The sequence below is a fragment of the Streptomyces sp. NPDC059567 genome, assembly GCF_042735655.1.
In the GTDB taxonomy this organism is placed as follows: Bacteria; Actinomycetota; Actinomycetes; order Streptomycetales; family Streptomycetaceae; genus Streptomyces.
Genome location: NZ_JBHWBS010000068.1, coordinates 1 through 25,927 on the forward strand (window position 1 = coordinate 1; position 25,927 = coordinate 25,927).

Sequence of the window (25,927 nt, forward strand, 5' to 3'; positions counted from 1 at the left end):
GGACCACGGTCCAGCGGCACGGGGCTTCCTCGCAGGTCTTCGTTGGCTGCTCGCACCATCCACGTGTCGGATCGGCGAGATCCCGGCGCCCGTTCCGCTCCGGTCGTGAACGACACACACCACTGAAGACACACACAATCGAATTCGATGCGCAAACGACGCGAGTTGCGCCAGGGGTCTCGTGGGTCGGAACGTGAAGGGGCACGGGACCGGTGAGGTCCCGCCGGACGCCGCTTCGCGCGGCGGCCCTCGAGCCCCGGTGGGGGCATGCGCCACCACCCGGAGGAGGAACCGTCATGACCGCTTACCGGATCACCGGCGACCTCGCCGCTCCGACGGAGCCCCACTCCCACCAGCCTCCACTCGACGACGGCGCCGACGACTGGATCGCCCGCGGACTGGTGGAGGGTGACGAGCACTGCCTGGACGCGGCGTACCAGCGCTGGGGCCGACTGGTCCACACGCTGGCCGCCCGGGCGATGGGAGATCCCCGCGAGGCGGAGGACGTCACCCAGCAGGTCTTCGTCGCCGCATGGCGCGGACGAGCCACCTTCTCTCCCGAGCGGGGCACCCTGCCGGCATGGCTCACCGGCATCACCCGCCGGAAGATCGCCGACGCGCTGACCGCCCGCACCCGCCGTACCGAGCTCGCGGCGGCCCTCGGTGCCTCCCTGGAACACGAGGGCCGCGCCGTCGAGGAGCCCGAACGGGTCCTCGACCGGATCGTCGTCACCGAGGAACTGGCCAGGCTTCCCCGCGTCCAGCGCGACGTCCTGGAACTCGCCTACTTCGCGGACCTGACGCAGGTGCAGATCGCCGACCGCACCGGCATGCCGCTGGGCACGGTCAAGAGCCACGCCCGCCGCGGCCTCCAGCGCATGCGCCACAACCTGGCCCTCGCCGCGGCCACCGGCTGATCCGGCCCGGGCGAGCGCTCCGAACGAGCAGCCGAAGGGGACGGGGCCGCCGCCACAACCGGCCGACGGCCATCACACAAGGGGTGGAGACGATGAACGGACGAAGCATCGCGGTGGTGGGGGCAGGAGTGGCGGGTCTCACCGCCGCCCACATCCTGTCCCGCGCGCACGACGTGGTGGTGTACGAGTCCGAGGACCGGCTCGGGGGCCACGCACACACCCACGAGCTGACGGCCCCCGAGGGCGGGACGCTCCACGTGGACACGGGCTTCATCGTCCACAACGAGCGCACGTACCCCCATCTCCTCCGCCTCTTCCGCGAACTCGGCGTCACCACACAGGACTCCGAGATGAGCATGTCCGTCCGCTGCGACGGATGCGGCCTGGAGTACGCCGGCGCCCGCGGGGCCCGCGGCCTCCTCGGCGGTGGGAACGCCCGCCGGGGCCGCCATCTGCTGATGCTCGCCGACGTCCCGCGGTTCCACCGCGCCGCGCGCCGCCTGCTGTCCACCGACGACACCACACGAACACTCGGAGACTTCCTCAGGGCTCACCACTTCTCCGCCTACTTCGTCGGCCACTTCGCGATCCCTCTCGTCTCCGCCGTCTGGTCGTGCGCACCCGGCACCGCTCTGCGGTACCCCGCCGCTTATCTGTTCCGCTTCCTCGACCACCACGGACTCCTGTCCGCGACCGGGTCCCCGCAGTGGAAGACCGTCAGCGGTGGTTCCGCGTCGTACGTCGAGCACGTCGCCAAGTCCGTCGCCTCCGTCCGGACCGCGACCCCCGTACGCACCGTCGTGCGCGGCGCCGACCACGCCACGGTCGTCACCGCCGACGGCGAGTCCGCGGAACACGCGGCCGTCGTGATCGCGGTCCACCCCGACCAGGCCCTGCGCCTCCTGGCCGACCCCACCGACCAGGAGCGGCACGTCCTCGGCGCCTTCACCTACTCCACCAACCCCACCGTCCTGCACCGCGACACGACGCTGCTGCCGCGCTCGCCCCACGCCCGGGCCTCCTGGAACTACTGGCTGCCCTCCTGCACCGCCCGACCGGGCTCCGTCCAAGTCAGCTACGACATGAACCGGCTCCAAAGGCTCACCACCCACGAGCCGCACATCGTCACGCTCAACCCGGGGGACCGCCTCGACGAGTCCACCGTCCTGGCCCGCATGACGTACGAACACCCCGTCTACACACCGGAGTCCGTCGCCGCCCAGCGACTTCTGCCGACCCTCCGCACCTCCGTGACCGCCTACGCGGGCGCCTACCACGGCTGGGGATTCCACGAGGACGGCTGCCGCTCGGGCGTCGAGGCGGCCCTGCACCTGGGGGTGAACTGGCGATGACCGGCGTCGCCCCACCGCCCGTCCCCGCCTTGTACGAGACCGAGGTCGCCCACACCCGCGTCACCCCCCTCCACTACGCCCTGCGCCACCGCACCTACCTCTGGCTGGTCGACATCGACGACCTGCCCGTACTGCCCCGACCGCTGCGGCCCCTCGCCCGCTTCGACCCGCGCGACCACTTCGACGGCGACGCGCCCACGTTGCGCTCCGGCCTCGACGCGTACCTCGCCGCCCATGGCGTAAGGGACGCGGACGGCCAGGTCCTGATGCTCGCCCACGCGCGCGTCCTCGGACACGTCTTCAACCCGCTCACCCTGTACTGGTGCCGCGACCGCGTCGGCCGACTCGTCTGTGTCGTCGCGGAGGTGCACAACACCTACGGCGGGCGCCACTGCTATCTGATGCGCCCCGACGGGCGGGGCCGCGCCGAGGTCGCCAAGGAGTTCCACGTCTCGCCGTTCCTCGACGTCGAGGGCGCCTACCGCATGCGGCTGCCGCCTCCCGGCGACCGCCTCGACCTCACTGTCCAGCTCCGTCATCCGGACGGCTCCCGCCCTCTGACCGCCACGGTCCGCGGCGCCCGCCGGCCCGCTCGTGCCCGCATGCTGCTCGCGGCCGTGGTGCGGCATCCCTGGTCGACTCTCGGCGTATCGATCGGCATCCGCCGGCATGGGATCCGCCTCTACCTCAAGGGGCTTCCCGTCCGTCCGCGTCCGCGCACCGCCCCCTCCGTCCAGGAAGGCACCGCCCCGTGACCCTCTCCCTCCCTACGACCCCGCCCACCACCCGGGCGGGCGTCGTCGACGTGGACCCCGAGCGCTGGCCCGACGTCGCTCGGCTGCCCCGGGCCTCATCCGCGCGCACCGCGGTCGCGCGCCGTCTCGTCGAGCGGGCCTTCGCCCGGCTGCCCCTGCGGATGGCGAGCGCAGCCGACGCACCCCGCGTACCCCGGCCGCAGGACGGCACGGAGGCAGAGCCGACCCTGACGCTCCACGACCCCGACGCGTTCCACCGCCGGATCGGCGCCGACGGCCTGCTCGGCTTCGGCGAGTCGTACATGGCCGGCGAATGGGACGCCGACGACCTCGTCGGTGTCCTCACCGTGCTCGCCCGTCACGTCGACGACCTCGTTCCCGCACCACTGCGCCGACTGCGCGGAGCCTGGGTCCGGCGCAGGCCCGCTGCCGACCGCAACACCCCCGAGGGCGCGCGCCGGAACATCCACCGCCACTACGACCTCTCCAACGAGCTCTTCGCCCTCTTCCTCGACCCCGGCCTCACCTACTCGGCCGCTGTCTTCGACCCGCTGCCGAGAGCGGGATTCCCTCTCGGAGACGGGGAGCTCGCCACCGCCCAGCACCGCAAGATCGACCGGCTCCTCGATCTGGCCGGGGCGGGCCAGGGCACCGAACTCCTCGAGATCGGAACCGGCTGGGGCGAGCTCGCCATCCGGGCAGCCGCCCGCGGCGCCCGCGTCCGCACCCTGACCCTCTCCGAGGAGCAGCTCGGCCTCGCCCGCCGGCGCATCGCGGACGCCGGGGCCGCCGACCGGGTCAGCGTCGAACTCCTCGACTACCGCGCCGCCCGGGGACGTTACGACGCCGTCGTGAGCGTCGAGATGATCGAGGCCGTCGGCGCCGAATACTGGTCCGACTACTTCACCGCGCTCCGCCGCCTCCTCGCACCCGGCGGGCGCGTCGCGCTCCAGGCCATCACCATGCCGCACGAACGGATGCTCGCCACCGCCCGAACCCACACCTGGATCAGCAAGTACGTCTTCCCCGGCGGGCTGATCCCCTCCCCGGAGGCCATCACCCGAGAGAGCGCGATGGCCGGACTGCGCATCACCCACGACATCGGCTACGGCGACCACTACGCCGAGACCCTCCGCCAGTGGCGGGAACGCTTCCTCCGCCAGGAGGCCGCCGTCTCCGCGCTGGGTTTCGACCACGTCTTCCGGCGCATGTGGGAGTTCTACCTCGCGTACTCCGAGGCCGGATTCCGATCCGGCTACCTGGATGTCCGCCAACTCGGGCTCACGGCCGCCACCACGGAGGGAACCCCGTGAGCCCGGCCGAGGGGCCCGCAGGGGCCGGCCTGGAGGTGCGCTTGACCGAGCCGCTGCGCGAACGATGCGCCCGGACGATCGGCGCCTGGTACCGGACGCCGGAACAACCCTGGTCCGAGTTCGTCGCCGTCGTCGGCGAACCCACGGCCAGAGCAAGGCGTTTCCACCTCGTCGGCAGCGGTCTCGCCTTCGTTCACCACCGCATAAGAGCGGACAAGATCTTCACCGTGCGGACGGACGACCACAGCGAGGCGCCCCTGCGCATCACACCCACCAATTCGTACCGGGAGATGTCATGACCGCCGTCGACGCCGGTTCCCTCGGCGTCGTCCTGGCCGCCTCGGCGGGCACCGTGCTCGCCGCCATGCTGGTGACCTTCGTGATCGGCACGGTCAAGGGCATGCATCGCATCGTCGACGTCGCCTGGGGGCTCGCCTTCGTGGCCGTCGCCGTCGTCGCCTGGCTCCTCTCGGCCGGCCACGGCGACGACGGCCGCCGTACCCTCGTCGCGCTCGCCACCGCGGTATGGGGGCTGCGACTCGCGGCCCACATCGCCCGGCGCGGACGCGGCCACGGGGAGGACCCCCGGTACGCCAGGATGCTCGCCCGCGCCCGCGGCAACCGCACGCTCTACGCGCTGCGGACCGTCTACCTCCTCCAGGGCGCCCTCGTCTTGCTCGTCTCCCTACCCGTCCAGGTCGCGGTCCTGCTGCCCGAGCCGCTCGGGGCCACTACCTTCCTGGGCCTCGCCGTGTGGGCGACGGGCCTCACCTTCGAGGCGGTAGGGGACCATCAACTCGCCCGGTTCAAGGCCGATCCGGAGAACCGGGGCCACGTCATGGACCGCGGGCTGTGGAGCTGGTCCAGGCACCCCAACTACTTCGGCGACTTCCTCGTCTGGTGGGGTCTCTACCTGACGGCCTGTGCCACCTGGCAGACCGCCCTCCTCCTTGTCGTCTCCCCGCTCGTCATGAGCGCCCTGCTCATCTGGGGCAGCGGGAAACGCCTCCTGGAGGCCCACATGGCCGACCGCCCGGGGTACGCCGCCTACCGGGAGCGCACGAGCGGCTTCTTCCCCCGGCCTCCCCGTCCGGGGAACGCACGACGAACAGTCGACGACCGGATCTGACCGCGGGCGATGAGCCGTCCTCGTGCGATCACGGCCTGTCTCAGCCCGCGACGTGCCCGGCCTGCTCTCCGTAGAGCCGACGGATCACGTCGAGGGCCTCGCGCAGGCCGGTGGGACGGATCATGCCGTGAGCGGGCGTCCGGCCGAGCCAGCCAGGCCCCGCGAGCAGAACCAGGGGAGCAGTGCGGGCCCCCCTCACCCCGAAGGTCGTTCCCGCGACGTGCAGGGCCAGGGAGTGATCCGCGGTGGATCTGGCCTGCGACCAGAGGGCGACGGCGGCCGGACCGGACCGCCGCACCGCCGCGTCCAGGGCCTCCGCCGGCACCGCCGCGCCGAACATCCTGGTCGGCAGGCCTTGTTCGGCCAGTCCCGCCGTCAGTGCCTCCAGCGGCAGCGTGTGCTGCTCCGACGGGACGCAGGCCAGAACGACAGGAGCGGCCGAGGAGGCGGTCGGCGGGCCTGTGACGGCGGCCCGCCGCAATGCGGTGGAGACGTGCCACGACAACAGATGCTCCACCTCGACGTAACGGTCATCGGAGGATTCCCACTTGCGGCCCACCGCATGCAGCGTCGGGACCATCACCTCTTCCCACGCGGTGACCAGCCCGTACTGCGCCAGGACCTCCTGCAGCAGTCCCTCCATGGCCGGACCATCGAGTCGCACGGCGGCGCGGGCCAGCCCGCGGCACTCCTGCCGTACGTCCCCCAGCGGCAGTCCGCCGCCCGGGCCGGCACGGTTGGCTTTGCCCGTCGGTGCGCCGAGCGGTGGCGTCTTCCGTTCCACCGTCTCGACGGACTCGGCCAAGCGGACGACGGATGCCTCGGCGGCCGCCGCGCCTGCCCTTGGCCGTCGCTTGGCGGCACGTGCCGCCTCGGCGGGCGGGACGCCCGACGCTGTGAGGCGGCACATCTCTTCCAGCATCGCCACGTCCGCCGGGCTCCACCGCCGGTGCCGACCGTCCGCGCGCACGGCAGGGCCGATGCCGTACCGCTGATCCCAGGAACGCACCGTGGTCGGCGAGACCCCCAGACGCCGCGCCACCGCGCCCGTCGTGATCCCGTGTGTCGTTTCGGACATGCCATCCACCGTACGACGCAGAAACGATGCGAATCGGGTGGGGAGCCCGCCGAGCGGTGCGCTGTCAGGTGTGTCCTGCGATGGCAGCGGTCGGCAGGCGTACGGACACCTCGTCGGCCAGCTGCTCGAATGCCGGCCGCAAGAACGGCGCGGCCAGCTTTGCGAGCCCTTTGAACGTCAGCGAGGCCCGATACGTCAGCCGGGTGCTGTCCCCCTCATCGCCGAAGCGAAGGTCGTCGACCGCGGTCACCGTTCTGTTCTCCCCGACGAACACCAGCCGTGCGGGCTCGCGCACGTCGAGCCGGTACTCGAGTTCCGTCGTGCGGCCGCGGAAGAGTGACGTGTTGAGCCAGCGCGCACCCGCCCGCACCGGCCCGTCGTCCAGCCGTATGCAGGAGATCGTCCCAGGATCCCATTCCTCGGTGCGGGTGAAGTCCTCCAGATACGTCACGAGCGCGGGCAAGGGAAGGCGTACCACGAAACTGCGCTCCACACTGATCACCGCACGGTCCTCCGTCTCCCACACCACCGGCCTCCCGGCCGCACCTCAGACACTGATGCTTCCGGGCGTGGGCGAGGGCCGGATGCAGCATGCCGAGCCCGGCGAGACCTGGGCCGGCGTGGTCCGACGCCGCACGATGGGGAGCTCGTACGTCGCTCGAACGGGCTGTCTTCAGCCCGACTACGGGGCCGAGGGGTGCCGACCGTGTGCCCGCATACGGTCGCCGGCCGACTCACGGCGGTTCCTCACCTCGTCCTCGCTCCTGCTTCAGCAGGGCGGCCAGATCCTTGCGCCGATCGAGGCCGTGTACCGCCCCGGAGATACGGGCGTTGTGTTCGAGCAAGCCACGATGCGGGCGCAGAGAACTCCGGCAGCCGCCGTGAACGCCCCGCCGGTTGGGGGCGGTAGACGCCGTGGCCGTCCGCTGCGAGCAGGGCAGGGCCCAGTTGGTCGCAGACGAGCCAGTGCGTACTCGTCATACCGGTCTCGATCTGTTCGTGCCTGCGTAGCGGCTGCTGCATTCACTCCCATCACCTCGGCACGCGGGTGTACGTCGGATGCGTTCTCCCGACGCCCCGGCCGCGGCAAACCGGCCGTGAAGAAATGTGCCGCCGGCCCCATCCGAAGACGCGCTCGGCGCCGAATGCCTCTGTGAGAGGACAACCCATCCACGGCCGAAGACGGCTCGACGTCCGGCCGGCAGGAGGAGCACGTCATGAACACCACGCTCACCCGACGTCGTCTATCGGCCGCCCTGGCCGCCGCGGCCCTCTCGGTCTCGCTCGGAGCACTGGCGCCCCTGGCGTCGGCTCACGACGGCGGCAGCACCTTCGGTCCTGGCTGTGCTTCGGTGCCGAAGGAGGGCGCCGGTTCGTTCGACGGGATGGCCAAGGACCCGGTGGCGACGGCGGCGTCCAACAATCCTGCTCTGTCGACTCTGGTCACTGCCGTGCAGAAGGCCGGTCTGGTCGACACGCTGAACAACGCGAAGGACATCACGGTGTTCGCGCCGACGAACGACGCGTTCGCCAAGATCCCGAAGGCGGACCTCGACAAGGTCCTCGCCGACAAGGCCACCCTCACCAAGATCCTCACGTACCACGTGGTGGACGAACCAGTGGAGAAGGCCGACCTCGCGGACGGGTCCTTCAAGACTCTCCAGGGCGGCACGCTGACGACATCGGGGTCCGGGGATTCGTACAAGGTGTACGACACCGCCACCATCGTGTGCGGCGACGTGCAAACCGCCAATGCGACCGTGCACATCATCGACACGGTTCTGATGCCGAAGTGAGAACGGCGTCAGAGCGTGCCGCGCTCCCTGGAACCTCCCACGGCCGCAGCGAGTCCTTCAGCCTGCTCTGGCCTGATACCGCGGGGCCGTCCGGCTTGTTCTGTCCCGTGTGCTTGGTGGTGGGGTGATCGGGTGCAGTCCTCGGCCGGGGGTCCCGCACCGGAGAGTGCCCGGCAGGGAGCATGGCGGGCATGACCACTCAGCACCCCGCGGAGCGGGGCGGCGAAGGGCGCGACCGGTTCGCCGCCTTCTCCGAGCGGGCGTCGAACGTCACCAGTTCGCCGCTCTTCTATGTCCTGTGCGTGCTTCTGGTTCTCGGCATGGTCGCCATCCATCTGGCGCACCTGCCCGTCCCCTGGCTGATCTTTGCGGGGGATGTCATGACGGCCGTCAACCTGCTCCTGCTCACCCTGCTGAAGAACACCGAACGGCGTGACGCGCATGCCGTCCAGCGCAAGCTCGATGCCATCGCCGCGGCCATGCTGGAGCAGCGCGAGGGCACGAGCCACACAGCGGCCGACGAGCTACGGCGTGTCATCCGCGTGGAAGAGGAACAGTGACGGGGACAGCGGCCACGGCCGACCTTGACCTGGTTCTGTCATCAAACGTCACGTTCACAGCGCTGCAAGGGTGACGGCCCCCTGCCTGGCCCCGCCCGCCCCCGTAGCTTCCGGCCGAATCGTCCCCGCTCAGGCGGTGCGGACCACCCAGGGCCGTAGCCGTCGTCGGCCGGCAGGGGTGCGCCTTCCGCCCCGGCGGACCGGCTCCCTTTGACGATCGCCGCCGAGGCACGCGGGAAGTCCGGCGGACCGTCAACGGCGCCACGGGGGAGCGAACATGACCGCGCAGGTGAACGACGCACCGTCCGGCAGACGGACCAGGCGCACCCTGGCCACGACGGGGGCGGCCCTGGTCGCCCTTTGCTCACTCACCGCCGGGTGCCTCTTCTCCGGGGCCGAGGACATGGGCGTCGCCTGGGACACCACCGCGAGGACCGGGGTGACGGTTTCCTGGACCGGAGCGTCGGCCAGGAGGCCGTTCGCGCAGGTGCCAAACGCAGCGGCCGGCAGCAGCCACAGAGTGATGCGGCGAGCCAGTGCGTGTACGCGGTCGCGCCCAATGAGTTGACTCTCGTCGAGTATCCGGCGGCGCAGTTCGAGCGGTCCGCGCGTGGAGCCGTTGAGGATGCCGGTGAGCAGGACGACCAGGGCAACGGCGCCGTCGGCTCATCCTTCTTGTGACGAGATGCTGTAGAGGGCATTCGGGTGGAGTACCTCGTGTGCTGCAACTGCCCACTGTCCCCTTGCAGTCGTCTTCACCAGTTGCGTGACGACTGAGGAGGCATTCATGACTGGGCTTCAGGGTTTCACCATGGGCACCACTGTGCGGGGTTTGGACCCGTATCGCTTCCCCGCCGCGCTCGTCGACGACAAGCCCGCGGATACGTCGAGGGCTCGCGGCTTGATGGGACTTGGCGATTGCCTTCTGCCCCCGCCCGCGCCGCCGGGCGGCCTGTCCGCTTCCATCGATCCGGCCGACCGCCGTCGTCTGGAGCTGCATGCCGCTCTCACCACGGCTGGAATCGCACCCCTGCCGGGCGACCTCGATGCCATCGAGGCCCTATCCGCGCTGGACGACACCAAGCTGGGCGCACTCCTGCGATGGATCAACGCTGCCCGGTGACCTCTCACCGCCGCGGCTGTCAGGAGCGGACGCTTTTGGGCTGCCCGGGCTTGCTGCCTGGCCCATGAGGGTGGCAACGCCTGACAGTTCACAAGAACCGGCCGGTTGAATCCGCCACCTTCCGCCTCCCTGTCCGTGCCGCCTGCGGTCCGGGAGAGTCGGGCTCGTAGCGGCCTGATCAGGGATGAGGTAGCAATGACTTGCTCGTTGTGGTCGGCTCGGTGGCTGGCTTCGGCCTGTGACGACCCAGCCGGGTGTCTGCGTGAGTGGAGGACGAGCGAGCGGGGTGTAGTGCTCTTGCCTGCGGGGCGGCTCTGGGACGGGCTCGCGGTCCCGGAGATGCTGGGGCGCAGCCTGCTGAACGCCGTAGCACGCTCCGGCCATCCGGCGACCGGCCCGGTGCTTCGCAACAACAGGCGTCAGGAGTTGGTGCTTCTGGTGGCTCCAGGCAGTCCTCCAACGGGGCTGGATCGACCTGCCCGCTTTCTGACTTGCGGGACGTGGCTGGCCGTTCCCGACCCCGGCCGGAATGTGGCGGGGCTCTCCTGGCTGGTCCCACCCGACGGGAGGGGAACGCTGTTCTCCCCGAAGGACGTGTACCCCGCCCTCACGCCCCAGTGTCCGACGAAGTGAACGAAGCCATTCAAGAAGGAGGTGTCGCGCGATTTTACGGTTCAGGAAGTCTCTGCCCTCGCGCGTATCCAGGACTCGGCGGGCTGATCGAGCAGGCTGCCTTGCCGGGTTGTTGCAACGTCTGGTCTGGGGAGCGTGCCACGACGTCTACCGATTGAGGGGCCGACCACCTGAGGTTGCCGCCGACGAACGCTCGGGGGGAGACAGCCAGACGTGCTAGCAGCCGCTGGATCCGCCTTCACTCGGCTCCTTCGCCTCCCTTGCGAGCGAGCGTGATGGACATCGCCGTCTCGTCCTGGAGGAGCTGTTCACTTGCGCCTGGTTGTCCCGAGGCTAAGGCGCTGCTCGGGGGCGTTTGACGCACTTACAGCGCGCTACTTCCAGTAGGTTTCGATGCAGACGGCTGGCGTGCCCAGGGCGGCGGATGACTTGCCGTTCCGGGTTTCGGCCGTGCCGGAGAGGGAGGGTGTCTCATCGGCGGTCGTTCACCAAGGGATGGATTCCTCGTGCTTGCCGTTGGGCGGGGAGGTGGGGGAGTGCCAGGGCTCGTCCTCGCGCTGCCGGGGCCACGGCCCCGGCTTGGGGATACGGAGTTCGAGCAGGCGGGCGAGACGGATGCGCTCGCTGGGGGTGGCCCAGGCCTGGTGGGTGTCGAGGAGTTCGACGGTGGCGGTGTCGAACGCGGCGCCGGTCTGCCGGGTGCGGGTGATGGCGCTGAGGTAGAAGTCCAGATTCGCGTTGCCCGGCGTGCTGGTGGGGTCGGTTGCGGTGCCGCCGTCCGGGGTGATCCCGAGCTGGAGGGCGGCGAGGCTGGGCAGAGGGGTGGCCGCGCCGGGCAGCACGTTGCCGGTCGAGTACGTCAGTCGCTGTCGGCCACGGGCGTCGCGTGTGTTCAACAGCGCCATCAGTCTCGTGTTCAGCCTGCGGGCGAGTTCCGTGCGGCTGGTGGCCAGCCGCGGCAGTTGGAGGAGCAACTTCCCGTAGTAGGCGGTGTTCAGGGCCTCATTGATGGCTTCCTCGTTTCCGTTGTTCGGGTCCGCACGGTGGAGGGTCTCGTGCGAGAAGACGTCCCCGAGCAGCCGGAAGTCCTCGTAGCGGTAGGGCTGGTTGAACACGATGAAGGGCCGCGGATCGGTGGCGGGCCCAAGCAGGACCATGGCAATCGCTTCCGGACGCGGTGTGATGCCGAAGATGACGCGCGAGTAGATGCCGTCGCGGATCGCTTGGATGCTGGCCGCGCCGGGGCTGCCTGCGAGGGAGGCGAGGGCGGCGCGCAGGTTCGGATCGGGCACGATGGCGGCGATCTGCTGGCTGTGGAAGACGGCAAGCCCGTCTTCCACCGCACGGCGGCCGCGTGGCTTGAGGGTGGTCTTGAGCTGCTTGACCAGTTCCTCGGCGGTGATCGCGCGGGGTGGTGCGGGCTGCATCGGTGGCGCATCGGGATAGGCTCCCGTGCTCAGCAGGCTCAGATCGGTGGGTGGGAACGGCGGCTGGGCCAGCTGCCGCAGGGCCACGCTGTCAGAGGGCTTGTGCTCTCCTTGGCCCTGGGAGTTGGAGGACGTGTCTCGAGGTGCCACCACGGGGGCTTCGGCGACAGCCGCGCACGGTGTGGCCAGGACGACGGCGGCAGTCATGGCGAGGGCGGCAGCGCGGCGACGCGCGGAGAGTGCGACCATGCCCCACTGCTATCCGACCGCCGCACCCCGGCCGCGCCACCCCGCCGTGGGGTACCGGCCATTTCACCCGCATGACGGCTGTGTGGTCGATTCGCTCGGCGCCTTCGACGCCGGCATCAACCGAGCCGTGCTGTGACCGGCGAACACCGCACGCCGCCGACCAAGGAGTGCTCCCGGTTCCCAGGCGTCGGCACGCACAGGTCGGGCGGTGCCGGTCTACCACATGCCAGGCACGGCGGCCCGCTGTGTACGGGCCGCTGGGGCGGTAGTGCCAAACCCGCTCGTGTACGGAACCCGGGAAGGAGACTGCGCGCCCTGCGGTGGGTGCGGATGAGCCCCCGGCCTGAGGCTCTGCTCGCCGGGCGTCAGTAGCGAGGCTACGTCCGCTTCGGACGCGGCCACCTCGCCGGCGCCTCCGAAGAAGTCCCTGACGCCGTCGCATCTGCGACAGCGGTGGACTCAGGTCGGGGCATCGATACCGATACCCCAACCCTCCAGCGGCTCCTGGGGTCGCAGCCGCTGAGCTGCGACGTCGGGCTTGCTCAGGTGGGAGATGCGCAGCTCAAGCAGCCGCGCGAGCCGGACGCGCTCCCGCGGAGTCGCCCAGGCTTGACGGCGGTTCAGAAGTTCGACGGTGGTGGTGTCGAATGCGGCCCCGGTCTGGCGGGTGCGGGTGATGGAGTTGAGGAAGGAGTCCAGGTTCGCATTGCCCGGGGTGCTGGTGGGATCCGTCCCGGTGCCGCCGTCGGGAGTGATGCCGAGGAACGCGGCCCCGAAACTCGGGAGGGGATTCGCCGCACCAGGCAGGACGTTCCCGGTGGACTGGGTCAGCCTCTGCCGGCCGCGCGCGTCGCGCGTGTTCAACAACGCCATCAGCGCAGTGTTGATCCTTCGCGACAGCTCAGTGCGGCCGGTTGCCACGTGCGGCTCCTTGAGGAGCAGCTGCCCGTAGTAAGCGGTCTGTAGCGCCGTATTAGTCAGCTCTTCGTTGTCGTTGACCTGCGGGTCCTGATGCAGCGTCTCATGTGCGAAGACGACTCCGAGCAGCCGGAAGTCCTCGTAGCGGAAGCGCTGGTGGTACACGATCTCCGGGCCGTTCGGGCCGATGACGACTTGCGCGGTGGCGGCCGGGTTCGGGGGTGTGCCGAAGTAGACATGGTGGAAGACGCCGCTGCGGATGGCTTGGACGCTTGCCTGAGCGGGGCTGCCGGCCAGAGAAGCGAGGGCCGCGCGGAGATTCAGATCCGGCACCACAGTGGCGATCTGCGCACTATGGAAGACAGCGAGCCCCTCGTCCACCGCACGGTGGCCGCGGGGCTTGAGGGTCTTCTTGAGCTGCTCGACCAGTCCCTCGGCGGTGGTCTCGCGAGGAGGCGCGGGCTGCATCGGCGGCCCTTGCGGGTAGGACTGCGTATTCAGCAGGCTGAGGTCCGTGGGCGGGAACGGCGGCTGGGCCAGCTGCCGCAGCGCCTCACGGCTCGGATCTCCGACTTCCGCATGAGCGCCGGCGGCGCCTTGGTCGGCTGTTACGGGCGTGGCTGCCGCCACAGGCGAGGGCAGCAACGTCGCGGCGGTCAGCGCCAAGGCGGCAACGCGCCGACGTGAGCGGAGTGTGGTCATGCCATATGACTATCCGGTGGCAGGTGGCGACCGGGAGTCCCGCGCCGAAGCGTGACCGGGCATTCACCTAGCCGGCCGCAACCGCCCCGGACCACGGCGCCGGACGAGCCACGGACCCGGCGGTTCGGACCCGGTATTCCCAACTTGAAGATCACCATTCTCCTGCCCGACCGCTGAGCACCGGCACTGTCGCCGCCCTGGCCTCCGATCGGTGTCCGGCCGCGTCGGGCTCGCCCTGGACGAAGGCTCTCCACATGGGCCCCGAGGGCGCTCTCTTCGCACGGGAACCGGCGTCGCTCGGAGCGATGGCCTGCCTGGCCGAGTGGGGCCGAAGAGCGGCTCGTAGGGTGGGAGCATGCCTAGAACTTCTCCCGAGGCCGCCCTCCAGGCCCTTCTTGCCGGAAACAGCCGATTCGTGGCCGGTACGCCCGAGCACCCCAATCAGGACGCCGCCCGTCGGGCAGAGCTGACCCCGGGGCAGGAGCCTTTCGCTGTCGTCTTGGGGTGCTCGGACTCCCGGCTGGCCGCAGAGATCATCTTCGATCAGGGGCTCGGTGACCTGTTCGTCGTACGGACGGCGGGACACGTACTCGGCTCGGAGGTGCTGGGCAGTGTCGAGTACGCCACCACCGTGCTCGGCAGCCGTCTGGTGGTCGTCCTCGGGCACGACTCATGCGGCGCCGTCGCGGCGGCTCGGGTAGCAGTGGAGGACGGATTCGCGGCGGACGGCTTCGTCCGTGACGTGGTCGAGCGCGTCACTCCAAGCGTGCTGGCCGCTCGGGCCGCGGGTCTGACCGAGGACAGCGACATCATCGACGAGCACATACGACACACAGTGGGCCTGCTTCTGGAACGGTCCCGTGTCCTGTCGCAGCAGGTGGAAGCGGGGGAGGTCGCCGTCGTGGGACTGGGCTACCAGCTCGCCGGGGGAAGCGTCCGGCTCGTGACGTCCCATGGGGCTGCTTCCAGCGGCTCGAGGTCGGCTGCGGAGCCGGGCTGACCGTATGGCGACGCGATACGACCGTGCCGAGCCGTCAGCCCGTGCGGCCGGGCTCGAGGAAGCGGTCTCCGCACTACGGCAAGGACGTCTCGTCGTGCCGCCCACGGACACCGTCTACGGTGTGGCTGCCGACGCTTTCGACCGGCAGGCCGTCGCCGGTTTGCTGGCCGCCAAAGGACGGGTCCCCAGAAACCATCGCCTGTCCTCGTCGAATCAGCGGACGCGCTGAGCGGGCTCACGGAGAGCTCTCGACAGCGCCGCGCGAACTGATCGACGCGTTCTGGCCGGGCGGTCTGACTCTGGTGATGCGCCACCTGCCGTCGCTCACGTGGGATCTCGGCGAAACCCGGGGCACAGTGGCGGTCAGGATGCCCGACCATCCGCTCGCCCCTGAACTGCTGGCCAAGACCGGCCCGCTGGCGGTCTCCAGCGCGAACCTCACCGACTGCCCCTCGCCACAGGACTGTGGCACCGCCGACCCGATGCGGGGCGATTCCGTGTCGGTGTACCTCGACGGCGGCCCGACCGCCGGCCCTTTCTCCCCGTCGATCGTCGACGTCACCGGCGCGGCGCCCGTCCTCGTACGGGAAGGAGTCCTGTCTGCAGAGCGATTGAGAAGGGCGGTGCCAGGGCTGACCACGCCCAGACGAGTGCTCCCCGCCAAGCCTTGGCCCGCCAAGCGATGCTTGCGGATCTGCCGCAGATGCCGCCCACCCTGCTCTTCGGCCTGCGAGCGGGCCGGGCTCCTGGCCCGCCCGCGGCCGCGCATCGTGCTGGGCCGGGCGGTCGTGGCCCGGGCAACTGTCGTGAGCGCCTCCCTGCATGTGACCGTCGCCGCGGCATGCCCGCTCTTCCTGGATGTGACACGTCGTCGTTTCCCCTGGTGACGCCGTGTACAGGAGGGTAACGTCTGCGTCAGCTGTCGTGGTTCGGAGTTTCCAATGCCCACGCCAAAGGTGTGGGCGCTTTGCTGTGCTGTGCCGCAGGGACCAGGGCGATCACCTCCGCCTTCCATATGCGTGGGAGGCATACATCGACTGGAAGGCATGACCATGGCTACGGGAACTGTGAAGTGGTTCAACTCGGAGAAGGGCTTCGGGTTCATCGCGCAGGACGGCGGCGGCCCGGACGTCTTCGCCCACTACTCTGCGATCAACTCCTCGGGCTTCCGTGAGCTCCAAGAGGGCCAGACCGTCACGTTCGACATCACCCAGGGACAGAAGGGCCCGCAGGCGGAGAACATCAACCCTGCCTGACCCTCTGGATCCGGCCTGCGCCGACGCAACGCGGGCCGGCAAGCAGACCCGTCATTCGCGTCGAGGGCAGACCGGCCCACGCCGTGTGGCCCTCGACGCGTGATGGGTGGTCAGCGCCTGTTCTGAACGGCCGAGTCCGTGACTTGTTTGAAAGCCATGTTGCGGGCCGGCGGGCCGCAAGGGTGAATGCCGGTCGCGGTGCGGCGTGGCATTCCGGGGCGCCGACTACCGCTGGATAGGCACGCTGCATGACTGCACTCCTCCCGTGTCGGCACGCCGCTGCCCTGGCCCTGGCGCTGGCCGCCGCGACGCTGATGCCTCTCCCTCTGGCAGCGGCCACGCCTGCATCAGCCGGCCGCGGTGTCGTCGGCACTCATGCGGAAGTCAACGATCCGCACGGGGCGCTGCGGCTGCTGGCCCAGCCGCCCTTCCCTCCCACCGATCTCGGACTGCTCAGTACCGTGACGTATCCCGCTGGGCCTCTCATGGAGCCGGCGCCGTCCCGGAAGATCAGCGCTGAGCAGCTGGTCAAGCAGCTCAAGACCACGCTCAAGCCGCGAGGTCACCGTGCGGTCGAGGAAGGACTCACTGTCTTTCGTAGTTCGCAGATCGCGGCCGTGGTGCCGGATCTCAATCTGCGCGCTGCCCTCGCCTCCCTGGCCGGCAGCCCCGCCCAGGCCGGCATCCGCACCATCCGGAACGGCCTCTATCACCGCGTTCACTTCGTGACGCTGCCCGACCCGAACGCGATCGCTCAAGTCGTGCCCACTCCGAACGGCCCAGAGATCGTAGTCAACCAGCGCTACCGCTATGAGGACTTCCGAATTCTCGGAACGACTCTGTCGCACGAGACCCTGCACCAGGATCCGCTGCTCAACGCGAATGAAGAACTCATCAATTCGACGCTGGACCGCGCCTACTACGGGCAGCTGCTCCTCGAACAGCCACGGTTGGCCACCCTCCGCACCGAGCTGTCCCGGAGGAACAACACGGTGCTGATGGCGCTGCTGAACACGCGGGATGCTCGCGGCCAACAACGGTTGACCCACTCCACCGGAAACGTGCTTCCTGGTGCGGTAAACCCACTGCCCAGCTTCGGCGCCGCCTTCCTCGGAACCACCCCTGACGGAGGAACCGGGACCGATCCGACCAGCAGTCCTGGCAACGCGACCCTGGACTCCTTCCTGAGCGCCATCACTCGCACCCGCCAGACCGGGGCCGCGTTCAACACGGCAACCGTCGACCTCCTTGACCGCCGTCAGGCCTGGGCAACCCCCAGCGAACGCCTCCGGCTCGCACGGCTGCTCAAACTGCGCATCCCCCACCCGGACACGCCCCATGTCACGGCCTCACGCCTACGGCCTGACGGCAGCTGAACGCCGGGGCGACCGGGAATCGAAGACGGCGGGCAAGCTAGCCCCGGCAGGGGCGGCCAAGGCAATTGATCTGATCGTCGAGTGGGCGAACCAGGCCCAGGCTGTGCCCTTGCGGGAGATAGTCTCGGTGGCGCCCTTCCGTAAGAGCTCTTTGCGAATCACCACCCGGGACGGCAAGCATCGTGACTTCACGATCGCAGCCACGATCTGGTCACCCATCTGGTCACGAAGCAACGCCCCGCACCGCGACGAGATGCTGGCTGCGATCCGCCAGACGGTGCCCAGCGCCTGAGAGGTTGTCTCACGTGGCAAGCTTCGCGGGCTTCTTGTAGCAGGTCAGGGCGGCGGCCAGGCCGAGGAAGGCGAGGCAGTGCGAGCCCTTTCCTCGTGCATGTTCGCGCCGGACACGGCGACGGCGAGCGCGATGCCCTGGGCATCGGACAACGCGTGCAGCTTGTGCCCTTCTTGCCGCGATCGACCGGGTTCGGCCCGGTCAGCGATCCCCCTTTTGGCGCGAACGGAGGCCGCGTCGACGATCGCCGAGGTCCAGTCCACCTCGCCCCGGGCCTCGAGTTCGTCCAGCACCGCCCGGTGCAGCCGACTCCACAGGCCGGCCTCGGTCCGTACCGTGAAGCGGCGCTGCGCGGTGGCGGGCGACGTGCCGAACGTCGGCGGCAGATGCCGCCAGGCACAGCCGCTGGTCAGCGCGTACACCATTGCCGTGAACACGGCCCGCTCGTCACACGGAGCGGTCCCACCACCTTGCGGACGAGTAGCGAACGACGGCAGCAACGGGGCGGCCAGCTCCCAGAGTTCATCGGGAGCCAGACGCTTCGACAGATCAGCACCCACGACCGGCAGCATGCCGCACGAACATCAAGTCACGTGAGACAACCTCTAAGCCTTGATTGGTGCGGCCGACCTGGCAGCCTGCTCGATCTTCGCGCAGTAGGCAGCACGGGCTTCCTCGTTGATCTGCTGCTCGTGTTCGGGGCGCACCCCGGTCCGGCCGTCGAGGCCCTCGCGCAGGATATCGGCATGCCCGGCATGTCGGTTGGACTCGCCGAGGACATGGACCATGATGGCGAACAGGTTCGTGTTGGTATAAGGCTCCGGCCACCACGGCACGTGGCCGCGGGCGTCGAGGGGAAGCGCGTTGATCGTCGCGTCCGAGTGCTCCCACGTGCGCCGGTAGAAATCGATGATCTGATCGCGGGTCTCGTCCTCGGTCGCCCACAGATCGCTGCCGTCGGAGTCCTGCCACCGGGGCAGCGGTTCCGGGGAAGGGCGGTCGAAGACCTCGCCGAAGTACCTGGCCTCGACGGTGGCCACGTGTTTGACCAGGCCGAGGAGGTTGGTCCCGGTCGCTGTCAAAGGTCGGCGGGCGTCGTACTCGGACAAGCCGTCGAGTTTCCAGAGCAGCGCCTTGCGGTCCCGCCGCAGTCTCCCGTGCAGGTTGTCTTTCGCGAACTCATCGATCATGCGGCATGAGCCTGCCATGGGCTGCTTGTGGTCTCAAGATCCCGTACGTGGTCCGCAACGACCGGCAGAGCCGAAGCCTGGCCATGGCCGCCGCCCATCTGCTACAAGAAGCTCGCGAAACTTGCCACATGAGACAACCTCTAAGTCATTGTCCGGGCGACCAAGCGGTCAGGGCGTTCAGCAGCTGCATGCCCAGACCAGTGCCCCGTGCGCGAGGCGGAAGCCCGTCGGCCCCTCGGGCCCCGCACACCAGTCACCGGTGTGTCGCTCGTCCAGACCGTCGCCCGCTCGAGGAACGTCTCGCAGTCCAACACCAGCGCGGCACGGCGAATCCCGGCGGCACCCTGACTCTGCCGTGCCGTTGTCAGAGCCGAGATCGTCACCCCGCGCCTCCGCGTGGCAGGGAAGGGACACGTAGCGCCAGCACCGGATCTTCCCAGCTCGCCGCAAGCACAACGGAGCGGACTACGGAGAAGGGCAGCACCCCTTGCCAGCCCAGCAGCCGCACTCCGGTCATGCCGGAGCCGGTCCGGACGGACAGCCCGGGAACGGCAGTCTCACACCATTTCTCACCGTCGAATGTCACGCCTCATCATGGCGGCAGCACGTGCCGGCTACTGCGCGGACACGTGCGGTTGGCGCGGCAGGCCGTGCGGATCGCGGAGCGGTGGCCGGTACCGGGAGGGGCTACGTCTGATGAGCGGCATACCCGTCACCCGGACGGGTTCATGTGGCGGCGGCCTCGCAAGCGTCAGGTGCGTTCGCGACCTAGATCCGGGCTCATTGCACCGCTCGGGTGCACGTGCCCCGTCCGTCGCCGTGCAACGGGTGCGGCATACGCGAACCACGTCGGAGGGCAAGTGGCCATGGCGCGTCGCCCTAACATCCTGTTGATCGTCACGGACGAGGAGCGGGCGGTGATCCCGCGCCCCGACGGTTTCTCGCTGCCGGCACAACCCGGTACAGCAAGGTCTCGACCGTGCCGTGACCGAAGCACGTGGCACCGGTCGCGGCGAAGTGCAGCAGCCCGGCCAGAGAGAAGATGTCGGAGGACGGGCCGACCGTACTGCCGGTGATCTGCCCGGTAGACATGAAAGCCAGGGGTGCCGATCACATGAGCACCTGTCAGGGTGGTGGCAGCAGTCGCCGGCGCGATGGCTTTGGCGATGCCGAAATCGATCAGACGGGGTCCGTCATCAGCCATGCGGGCGTTGCCGGGCTTCACGTCGCGGTGCACAAGACCAGCCTGGTGCACCGCCCCGAGCGCCTCGGCGAGCTGCGCCCCTCACCTGCGCAGGCCTTCGATCCCCAGAGGCCCGTCACGGTCCACCAGGCGCGCCAGGTCCGGTGCGTCGATGTACAGGCTGGTCACCCACGGCCGTTGCGCGTCAGGATCCGCATCGACCACGGGGGCCGTCCAGATCGCGGAACCGCTCGGGCGGCCGACACCTCACGACGGTAGCGCTCATGAAAGGCGGGGTCGGCAGCGACTTCCGCCCTGACCAGCTTCACCGCTACTCTCAGGCCGCTGCGGGAGCGCGCCAGGAACACTTCCCCCATGCCGCCCTCGCCCAGGCGGTCGAGCACTCGTAGCCGCCCACCGCGTGTGGATCACCGGTCCGCAGTCCCACGTCAAGTCCCCCTCACCACACGATCTGCTCGGCCACATCCTGCACCCCGCTCGTCGTCGGAAACAGGGGCCCGGCAGGCCACGGCCGCATCGCGGACCAGAAGGCGGCTCCGCTAGCAGGCCTACTTCGTCGGCCACGAGGACGTGCGGCTGCGGAAGGTCTGGAGCTTGCGGCTGAGGCGGCGACGCAGTCCGGCGGCGTTGAGCCGGCGGACTGCGTCGGCCGTGAGGTGAAGGAGAAGGCGAAGCCGGCCCAGCACACCGCCAGAACACGCGCCCCACCGCCTGACGACGCGATGCGCCAGGCGATGGTGCTCCTGCCGTCCGACTCAACCAGTTGAACCCCAGCTGCCGCAGGCGGGTCAGGCACGATCCCCGTCAGGTGCCACGGCGAGAAGACCGAGTACCGGCACAACGCCACGGGCGGCCCGAGCGCAACAGGGGAGTGCACAAGAACTGCTTCAACTGACGTACGGATTGCCGTGTGAGGGAAGCTGTTCGCCCGGCGGTAGTGTCGCAGCCGCCCGGTCCCGTCGGTCACCCGCGTGACCCGTTTGGCGGGGACTGGAATGCGTCGGCGGCGTACGCACTGCTCCCGTAGTGCCAGTACCCGTGGCGGGCCGGGAGCTCGAAGGCCTCCTGGGTCAGGAGTAGACGGACGTCCAGTCGCTGCTCTGCGAGGTGGGAACCCACGCGTTCGTCTCTCCGTAATACGTGGCGAAGGAGCAGGAGCTGTTCTTGTAGAAGGTGACGGTGACCTCCCCCTTCCACCACCAGCCGCCGACCCAGGTGTCCTTGCCCGGGGTGCCGAAGCATCCCGATGCCACATCGCCGTTCTGGTTGAATCCCTGGATACGGATGGAGTAGACGACGCTGCTGCTGTCGTGGAAGTGGATCTGCTGTCCGTTCGACGCAGCGAACGACTGACCCGCGGAGCCCAAGACTCCGGCGAAGGCCAGGGCGGCGGCCCCGGCAGTGGTGGCGACCTTCTTGTACACGTTCATATCCCCGTGACTCCGTTCACGCTGGGGCGGTATCTCCAGCGGTGAACTTAGGCCCGAGCAGCGCGCGGTGGTGTGCGTGACGTGCAGGGTTTCTGTGCTCTGCGTGCCGTGTGGCGACCAAGGAGGACGCACGATGTTCGGTAGGGGTGATCCCGTAGGCCTCGCGGAACGCCCGGCTGAACCCGGTGGCGCTGGAGAAGCCCCAGCGCGCCGCGATCGATTGAACGGTCTGACCGCACAGTTCCCCGCATGCGAGGTCGGCATGGGCACGCTCAAGCCGGCTCTGGCGGATACGTGCCGAGATGGTCAGCGGCTGGTCGCCGAAGAGTGTGTAGAGCCGCCGTAGGGACATGTTGTGCCGATCGGCGATGACCTGAGGAGTCAGGCCCGGATCGCCGAGATTGTTCTCGATGAAGCGATGGATGCGCTGCACTGCCTCCTGCGCACGGGCCTCCGCGGGCGCCTCACCAAGGTCACCGAGCTGCTGCGCGAGAAACGCGGTGGCCAGGTCGAGGGCCACTGACCCCATCCCTCGCAGCTCCTCCGGGCGACAGCGCGGGCCGCGCGTGAGCAGCGACTTCAGGAAGTCGGCGAAGATCGCCCCAGACCCCACGTCTGCGGCCAAGTCCCGTGCGAGGAGGCGGTCCACACGGTCTGAGCTCAGTGCCAGGGCCTGACGGGGAATCTGCAGGACCACCGTTTCCATCTGACCGCCTATGCATGCCCCCTCACTCGGTCGCGACGTGTCCGTGAGCACGAGTCCCCCCGCGACCACCGAATCATTGCCCCGCTGGGAGATTCTGACGGCACCTTGTGTGACGAGCGCCAGCTGCAAGTGCTCGGGATCGCCACGCCGGACATGAGCCAAGGTGCGGCGCGAGAGCACGGGTGAGCAGGCCAAGGCGGACAGCCGCACCACGCCGAGATCCAGGTCCGTGATGCTCGCCCGGAAGTCGGCCGCATGCTGGGTGCTGAGCATGACGGGCATGACGTCGGTGGACACCGTCTCGCAGAACCAGTCGAACCTGTCCTCACGCGCCCCGACAGCCTCCGACGCAACCAGCAACCCCATACGATCCCCCACGCCTCGACATGACGGCGATCGAGCCCCACCCCGGTTGTCGCACGGCCGTGCTTCACCCCCGCCGCCACGCGATCGATTATCAGGCATGTGCATTCGGACGCCCGCTCGGGTCGTTGTGGCGTACGTCGACGAGCCGGCGGGCGCAGCGGAGCGGGTGAGATCGGCTGGTGGCCTCTCCCTCGGCTCCACCAACGTCTGCGCCCACCAGAATGCAGCCGGCCCGCACCGAACCCCCTCCGGCACCCACCCGAAGGGGGCCGACAGGCGATGCGGGCACCCCGGCTCGGACCCGGGCGGCCATGTGCTCGGCTCGGCCAGGTCATCAGCGACGAAGGCACGGCTCGAAGACGATCCGCACGTGCTGCGGCACCGGAACGTCCCGCACACCACCCGGAGGGCCGACCAGGCCGGCAACCGGACCCGACGAGGCACCTGGGGCGGCCACCCGCCAACCTTCAACCGCGACGTCAATAGGCGCCGCAACGTCGTGGAACGGTGCTTCAACCGCTCGAAGCAAAGGCGCGGAGTTGCCACCCGCCACGCCAAGACCGCCGAGTCCTACCAAGCAGCCGTCACCTCGCCTCACTCCTGAAGTGGGCGTGACACCGGCCGGTCGGAAACCCGGTGCGCACCGCAGTGCCGTTGTGTGTGATCGGGGTATGGCGATTACGTTGGACAAGCCGGGAGCCGACGGGCTGAGCGAGGTTGTGGGCGTGCTGTGGGAGTGGCAGTACGACGGGGCGCCGATGCAACTGCACCCGGGGGACCTGGGCTGGTTCTGGCCTCTGCGTCACCGATCTCGCGAACGCGGCACTCGTTCTGCCACCCGGACAGCTTGGCGGCCCGATGCCGCTGCGGCATCAGGTTCAGGAAGAGTTGTCGGAGTCGGCCACGAGCGTCTTGCCTGCGACTCCTGACCGGGCTACGCCGTCGACTGCCACACAGATGCCGAAGACACGATCATGGCGGGTCCAGCCGTTGACGCGGCCACGGTTGTTGCTGATCTGCACCCGCTTCCTGGCGGGGTCCACGGACGACACCAAGTGCAGGTAGACCGTCCCGGCGACACGGGCGAGGACGATGTCCCCGACCTCCAACTTCGAGGGGTCGACCGGAGCGACGACCACCTGCTGCCGACTGCGTATCAGCGGGACCATCGAGGAGCCGCTGGGCCGAAACGCCACGGTGGCCCCGCCGGCAACCCTGCCTGCCACTGCATTCAATGCACCCATCCGAGGATCGTGGCAGATTCCCCAACATCACCCCACCGATTTACTACTCCGCGCTCCGCCGGCGAGGCGAACGTCGCCTGATGCGGCACCAAGCCATGTCGCCAAAGGACTGCAGACCCAGGTCGGGGTTGCACATTGTGGAGGACGGGGTGGCCTGGTGAGCGAGACTCACGTGCCGGTGCTGTTAGGCCTGGATGGTGATTCACCGATGTCGAACGTACCGACGCGGTCGATGCCGAGAGCGCGGCTCTCTTGCTGGCCACGATGCTCCGGCTGCACAGGGAGCTGGACGACTTCACCACTCAGCTCTACATCGCCTACGACTTCGGGGGTATGAGCCCGGGTTGGTGCCTGCCGTCTTCATCTCGCCGGTGCGATGCTGCGCTTTCGCCCGGCTCCCAGGTATTGCGGCCAGCGATGCCGAGACGAGCTGCCCCCGGTCGGAGGCGAGCCCGACCACCGATCGATCGAGGCGGAGAACATCCGAGGAAGTTCCGACTGTGCTGCTTCCCGCCCGCGTTGCCCCCGGCCTATCGGGCCTGGCGTCTGCCCGCCCTCCCCCTTAGGCTGCGTGATCCACATCGTTCGGGGGATCATGAATTTCACGCGTTATCGCAGACCGTCGGCCTTCCTGCTTCTGGCGGTGGCGGTCGTCCTCGGCGCCGCTGGCTTGGCTGGGCTCGAGTCGGGAGGCCAGGGCGCCCTGGTCCTGTTGCTCGGGCTCCGCGAGTACGTCCTTCTGCTGGGGTGGCTCGCCCTGGCCGCGCTGACCGGGGCGGTCCTGTTGGGGCTGGCGAAGTCTTTGCTGCGTGTGCCCCTGGTCACCATGCTGCTCGTCGTCGGCGTCCCGACGTTGCTTTTCGGCGGCTGGGTCTCCGCGGTGTTCGGTGGCTCGGACGAGGAGGTGAAGACCGAGGCTGCTCCCGGCCGCGGTGACCGCCGGCTGGTCGTGGTGGCGCGGCACGGCTTCCTCGACCCCGTTCGGTGCGTCTACGTCCACCAAGGGAGCCGGCCGCTGGAACGCCGCTGGAGTGTCGGCTGCTTCAACGGCGACGACGAAGACAACGAACTCCGCGAGACCGTGTGGACGGCTGCTGACCGGATCCGCATGACCACCGAGGGAGGCGCGGTCCACGAAGTGACCGTCGCCCCAGGCGGTCGGCCCGACCGTGTTGTTTCCGTCGGCTAGTGAACTGAGCGGGAACCTCCTCGGATGTTCTCCGCCGCGAACGACCGGTGGTCGGACCCCCTTCCGACCGGGGTGCGGCTCGTCTCGGCATCGCCGTCCCCGAAGACGTCAGCGTGGCCGACTCTCGGCCCTCGTCGGCGCCGTCGCCCAGCGCGACATCCAAGCTGGCAAGGCCTCGTCTACCAGACAGCTGACCGCATCCGCACCTAGCGCGTCTGACCGACGCGAAGCCGAAACACGGGCCCTCGCGCACTTGCCGAATCCGGCGCCGTCGACCTACTCCGCGGACGTACTGGATTGGCGCGGAGCGCCGCCGCTCTACTCGTAGATGGTGGCTGCGTGGAGGGCTCGGGCCATGAAGGTCCAGTCTCCGCCGCGTGGGATCTGCTCTCCCGTATCTCGGTATGCACCGGGGGAGTCGTGCACCCATGCAGCAAGCGCTTCAAGGAAGTTGTCCAGGTGTTGTTCTCCCACTCGTGGCCGTGAGCACGGAACTCTTTGTGCAGGTCACACAGGAAGGCGACCAGCTCATCGCGGCTGCGCGGTTGGAGGGACATGGGCGACAACGTACCCAGTGTGATCGTGCAGGATCCAGCCCGATCACAACATCAGCGGCAGAGCCCGTTCATCGAGTCTGTCGCTGATCTATGACCCGCCTGCGGGCGATCGTGAGGTCTGCGGAGTCGCGGCGGCGGCCGGGTGCGGATTAAGGGGCCGGCGAG

At 69.2% G+C, this 25,927-nt stretch carries 24 protein-coding genes and 1 pseudogene; 15 read left to right on the forward strand and 10 right to left on the reverse strand.

Going from position 1 to position 25,927, the window contains the following annotated elements; genetic code table 11:
* Positions 1–296 precede the first annotated feature (296 nt).
* The 6 genes from ACFVZW_RS25655 to ACFVZW_RS25680 all read left to right on the forward strand — a co-directional run bounded on the left by ACFVZW_RS25655 (position 297) and on the right by ACFVZW_RS25680 (position 5,466).
* Positions 297–917 (forward strand): sigma-70 family RNA polymerase sigma factor, encoded by a 621-nt coding sequence (locus ACFVZW_RS25655; protein ID WP_384525545.1) that lies wholly within the window; start codon positions 297–299, stop codon positions 915–917.
* A gap of 92 nt (positions 918–1,009) precedes the next feature.
* On the forward strand, positions 1,010–2,269 hold the full coding sequence (locus ACFVZW_RS25660; RefSeq protein WP_384525548.1) for an NAD(P)/FAD-dependent oxidoreductase: 1,260 nt from the start codon (positions 1,010–1,012) through the stop codon (positions 2,267–2,269).
* Positions 2,266–3,024 carry a DUF1365 domain-containing protein gene (locus ACFVZW_RS25665; RefSeq protein ID WP_384525551.1) on the forward strand — a complete coding sequence of 253 codons (759 nt, stop codon included), beginning with the start codon at positions 2,266–2,268 and terminating at the stop codon, positions 3,022–3,024. The genes ACFVZW_RS25660 and ACFVZW_RS25665 overlap by 4 nt, the downstream gene beginning before the upstream one ends.
* Positions 3,021–4,337, forward strand: coding sequence for a class I SAM-dependent methyltransferase (locus ACFVZW_RS25670; RefSeq protein ID WP_384525554.1), 1,317 nt, complete (start codon positions 3,021–3,023; stop codon positions 4,335–4,337). The genes ACFVZW_RS25665 and ACFVZW_RS25670 overlap by 4 nt, the downstream gene beginning before the upstream one ends.
* The gene (locus ACFVZW_RS25675) at positions 4,334–4,636 is read left to right on the forward strand and encodes a hypothetical protein (RefSeq protein ID WP_384525557.1); all 303 of its coding nucleotides are present in this window, start codon (positions 4,334–4,336) and stop codon (positions 4,634–4,636) included. Before ACFVZW_RS25670 ends, ACFVZW_RS25675 begins: the two co-directional genes overlap by 4 nt.
* Entirely contained in the window at positions 4,633–5,466 is an 834-nt protein-coding gene (locus ACFVZW_RS25680) for a DUF1295 domain-containing protein (protein WP_384525559.1), read from the forward strand. The genes ACFVZW_RS25675 and ACFVZW_RS25680 overlap by 4 nt, the downstream gene beginning before the upstream one ends.
* A 40-nt stretch (positions 5,467–5,506) precedes the next feature.
* Here ACFVZW_RS25680 and ACFVZW_RS25685 read toward each other — a convergent pair whose 3' ends face one another.
* Both ACFVZW_RS25685 and ACFVZW_RS25690 read right to left on the reverse strand, forming a co-directional pair.
* Positions 5,507–6,544: a MerR family transcriptional regulator gene (locus tag ACFVZW_RS25685; RefSeq protein WP_384525562.1), complete on the reverse strand. Its 1,038-nt coding sequence runs from the start codon at positions 6,542–6,544 to the stop codon at positions 5,507–5,509.
* 64 nt (positions 6,545–6,608) lie between these two features.
* Positions 6,609–7,046, reverse strand: coding sequence for an SRPBCC family protein (locus tag ACFVZW_RS25690; protein WP_384525565.1), 438 nt, complete (start codon positions 7,044–7,046; stop codon positions 6,609–6,611).
* A 715-nt stretch (positions 7,047–7,761) separates the two neighbouring features.
* On the opposite strand from ACFVZW_RS25690, the gene ACFVZW_RS25695 reads away from it, so the two are divergent.
* From ACFVZW_RS25695 to ACFVZW_RS25705, 3 genes are all read left to right on the forward strand, one after another.
* Positions 7,762–8,340 (forward strand): fasciclin domain-containing protein, encoded by a 579-nt coding sequence (locus ACFVZW_RS25695; protein WP_384525568.1) that lies wholly within the window; start codon positions 7,762–7,764, stop codon positions 8,338–8,340.
* A gap of 191 nt (positions 8,341–8,531) precedes the next feature.
* Complete coding sequence (locus tag ACFVZW_RS25700; RefSeq protein WP_384525569.1) at positions 8,532–8,900, forward strand: hypothetical protein; 369 nt, start codon at positions 8,532–8,534, stop codon at positions 8,898–8,900.
* A gap of 787 nt (positions 8,901–9,687) precedes the next feature.
* Positions 9,688–10,023, forward strand: coding sequence for a hypothetical protein (locus tag ACFVZW_RS25705; protein ID WP_384525572.1), 336 nt, complete (start codon positions 9,688–9,690; stop codon positions 10,021–10,023).
* Between the two features lie 1,118 nt (positions 10,024–11,141).
* On the opposite strand, the gene ACFVZW_RS25710 is transcribed toward ACFVZW_RS25705, so the two are convergent.
* Together ACFVZW_RS25710 and ACFVZW_RS25715 are read right to left on the reverse strand one after the other, a co-directional pair.
* A complete protein-coding gene (locus tag ACFVZW_RS25710; protein WP_384525575.1) occupies positions 11,142–12,332 on the reverse strand; it encodes a hypothetical protein in 1,191 nt (396 codons plus the stop codon).
* A 459-nt stretch (positions 12,333–12,791) separates the two neighbouring features.
* Entirely contained in the window at positions 12,792–13,952 is a 1,161-nt protein-coding gene (locus ACFVZW_RS25715) for a hypothetical protein (protein WP_384525578.1), read from the reverse strand.
* 355 nt (positions 13,953–14,307) lie between these two features.
* Here ACFVZW_RS25715 and ACFVZW_RS25720 point away from each other — a divergent pair, with 355 nt between their 5' ends.
* The 5 genes and pseudogenes from ACFVZW_RS25720 to ACFVZW_RS25740 all read left to right on the forward strand — a co-directional run bounded on the left by ACFVZW_RS25720 (position 14,308) and on the right by ACFVZW_RS25740 (position 17,876).
* Complete coding sequence (locus tag ACFVZW_RS25720) at positions 14,308–14,952, forward strand: carbonic anhydrase (RefSeq protein WP_384525581.1); 645 nt, start codon at positions 14,308–14,310, stop codon at positions 14,950–14,952.
* A 4-nt stretch (positions 14,953–14,956) separates the two neighbouring features.
* Positions 14,957–15,587 (forward strand): annotated as a pseudogene (locus tag ACFVZW_RS25725) (L-threonylcarbamoyladenylate synthase); the annotation flags it as partial.
* Positions 15,588–16,004: 417 nt separating this feature from the next.
* On the forward strand, positions 16,005–16,208 hold the full coding sequence (locus ACFVZW_RS25730) for a cold-shock protein (protein WP_384525584.1): 204 nt from the start codon (positions 16,005–16,007) through the stop codon (positions 16,206–16,208).
* Between the two features lie 248 nt (positions 16,209–16,456).
* On the forward strand, positions 16,457–17,584 hold the full coding sequence (locus tag ACFVZW_RS25735) for a hypothetical protein (protein ID WP_384525587.1): 1,128 nt from the start codon (positions 16,457–16,459) through the stop codon (positions 17,582–17,584).
* Positions 17,547–17,876 (forward strand): hypothetical protein, encoded by a 330-nt coding sequence (locus ACFVZW_RS25740; RefSeq protein WP_384525590.1) that lies wholly within the window; start codon positions 17,547–17,549, stop codon positions 17,874–17,876. The genes ACFVZW_RS25735 and ACFVZW_RS25740 overlap by 38 nt, the downstream gene beginning before the upstream one ends.
* Before the next feature lie 44 nt (positions 17,877–17,920).
* Here ACFVZW_RS25740 and ACFVZW_RS25745 read toward each other — a convergent pair whose 3' ends face one another.
* The 6 genes from ACFVZW_RS25745 to ACFVZW_RS25770 all read right to left on the reverse strand — a co-directional run bounded on the left by ACFVZW_RS25745 (position 17,921) and on the right by ACFVZW_RS25770 (position 23,998).
* Positions 17,921–18,448, reverse strand: a complete 528-nt coding sequence (locus tag ACFVZW_RS25745; RefSeq protein ID WP_384525593.1) for a transposase — start codon at positions 18,446–18,448, stop codon at positions 17,921–17,923.
* A gap of 33 nt (positions 18,449–18,481) precedes the next feature.
* Positions 18,482–19,066 (reverse strand): DinB family protein, encoded by a 585-nt coding sequence (locus ACFVZW_RS25750; RefSeq protein WP_384525596.1) that lies wholly within the window; start codon positions 19,064–19,066, stop codon positions 18,482–18,484.
* A gap of 751 nt (positions 19,067–19,817) precedes the next feature.
* The gene (locus tag ACFVZW_RS25755; protein ID WP_384525599.1) at positions 19,818–20,321 is read right to left on the reverse strand and encodes a hypothetical protein; all 504 of its coding nucleotides are present in this window, start codon (positions 20,319–20,321) and stop codon (positions 19,818–19,820) included.
* A gap of 1,019 nt (positions 20,322–21,340) precedes the next feature.
* Complete coding sequence (locus tag ACFVZW_RS25760; protein ID WP_384525602.1) at positions 21,341–21,700, reverse strand: hypothetical protein; 360 nt, start codon at positions 21,698–21,700, stop codon at positions 21,341–21,343.
* Between the two features lie 16 nt (positions 21,701–21,716).
* Positions 21,717–22,772, reverse strand: coding sequence for a helix-turn-helix domain-containing protein (locus tag ACFVZW_RS25765; protein ID WP_384525605.1), 1,056 nt, complete (start codon positions 22,770–22,772; stop codon positions 21,717–21,719).
* 878 nt (positions 22,773–23,650) lie between these two features.
* Positions 23,651–23,998 (reverse strand): S26 family signal peptidase, encoded by a 348-nt coding sequence (locus ACFVZW_RS25770; RefSeq protein ID WP_384525608.1) that lies wholly within the window; start codon positions 23,996–23,998, stop codon positions 23,651–23,653.
* Between the two features lie 589 nt (positions 23,999–24,587).
* Here ACFVZW_RS25770 and ACFVZW_RS25775 point away from each other — a divergent pair.
* Positions 24,588–25,205 carry a hypothetical protein gene (locus tag ACFVZW_RS25775; RefSeq protein ID WP_384525611.1) on the forward strand — a complete coding sequence of 206 codons (618 nt, stop codon included), beginning with the start codon at positions 24,588–24,590 and terminating at the stop codon, positions 25,203–25,205.
* Positions 25,206–25,927: the final 722 nt, after the last annotated feature.

Coding starts and splice junctions, on each gene's coding strand:
- ACFVZW_RS25760 (WP_384525602.1), bottom strand. CDS start 21,700: ATGAACGTGTACAAGAAGGTCGCCACCACTGCCGGGGCCGCCGCCCTG.
- ACFVZW_RS25680 (WP_384525559.1), top strand. CDS start 4,633: ATGACCGCCGTCGACGCCGGTTCCCTCGGCGTCGTCCTGGCCGCCTCG.
- ACFVZW_RS25730 (WP_384525584.1), top strand. CDS start 16,005: ATGGCTACGGGAACTGTGAAGTGGTTCAACTCGGAGAAGGGCTTCGGG.
- ACFVZW_RS25735 (WP_384525587.1), top strand. CDS start 16,457: ATGACTGCACTCCTCCCGTGTCGGCACGCCGCTGCCCTGGCCCTGGCG.
- ACFVZW_RS25655 (WP_384525545.1), top strand. CDS start 297: ATGACCGCTTACCGGATCACCGGCGACCTCGCCGCTCCGACGGAGCCC.
- ACFVZW_RS25765 (WP_384525605.1), bottom strand. CDS start 22,772: ATGGGGTTGCTGGTTGCGTCGGAGGCTGTCGGGGCGCGTGAGGACAGG.
- ACFVZW_RS25715 (WP_384525578.1), bottom strand. CDS start 13,952: ATGACCACACTCCGCTCACGTCGGCGCGTTGCCGCCTTGGCGCTGACC.
- ACFVZW_RS25700 (WP_384525569.1), top strand. CDS start 8,532: ATGACCACTCAGCACCCCGCGGAGCGGGGCGGCGAAGGGCGCGACCGG.
- ACFVZW_RS25720 (WP_384525581.1), top strand. CDS start 14,308: ATGCCTAGAACTTCTCCCGAGGCCGCCCTCCAGGCCCTTCTTGCCGGA.
- ACFVZW_RS25695 (WP_384525568.1), top strand. CDS start 7,762: ATGAACACCACGCTCACCCGACGTCGTCTATCGGCCGCCCTGGCCGCC.
- ACFVZW_RS25745 (WP_384525593.1), bottom strand. CDS start 18,448: ATGCTGCCGGTCGTGGGTGCTGATCTGTCGAAGCGTCTGGCTCCCGAT.
- ACFVZW_RS25750 (WP_384525596.1), bottom strand. CDS start 19,066: ATGATCGATGAGTTCGCGAAAGACAACCTGCACGGGAGACTGCGGCGG.
- ACFVZW_RS25710 (WP_384525575.1), bottom strand. CDS start 12,332: ATGGTCGCACTCTCCGCGCGTCGCCGCGCTGCCGCCCTCGCCATGACT.
- ACFVZW_RS25705 (WP_384525572.1), top strand. CDS start 9,688: ATGACTGGGCTTCAGGGTTTCACCATGGGCACCACTGTGCGGGGTTTG.
- ACFVZW_RS25665 (WP_384525551.1), top strand. CDS start 2,266: ATGACCGGCGTCGCCCCACCGCCCGTCCCCGCCTTGTACGAGACCGAG.
- ACFVZW_RS25685 (WP_384525562.1), bottom strand. CDS start 6,544: ATGTCCGAAACGACACACGGGATCACGACGGGCGCGGTGGCGCGGCGT.
- ACFVZW_RS25660 (WP_384525548.1), top strand. CDS start 1,010: ATGAACGGACGAAGCATCGCGGTGGTGGGGGCAGGAGTGGCGGGTCTC.
- ACFVZW_RS25740 (WP_384525590.1), top strand. CDS start 17,547: ATGTCACGGCCTCACGCCTACGGCCTGACGGCAGCTGAACGCCGGGGC.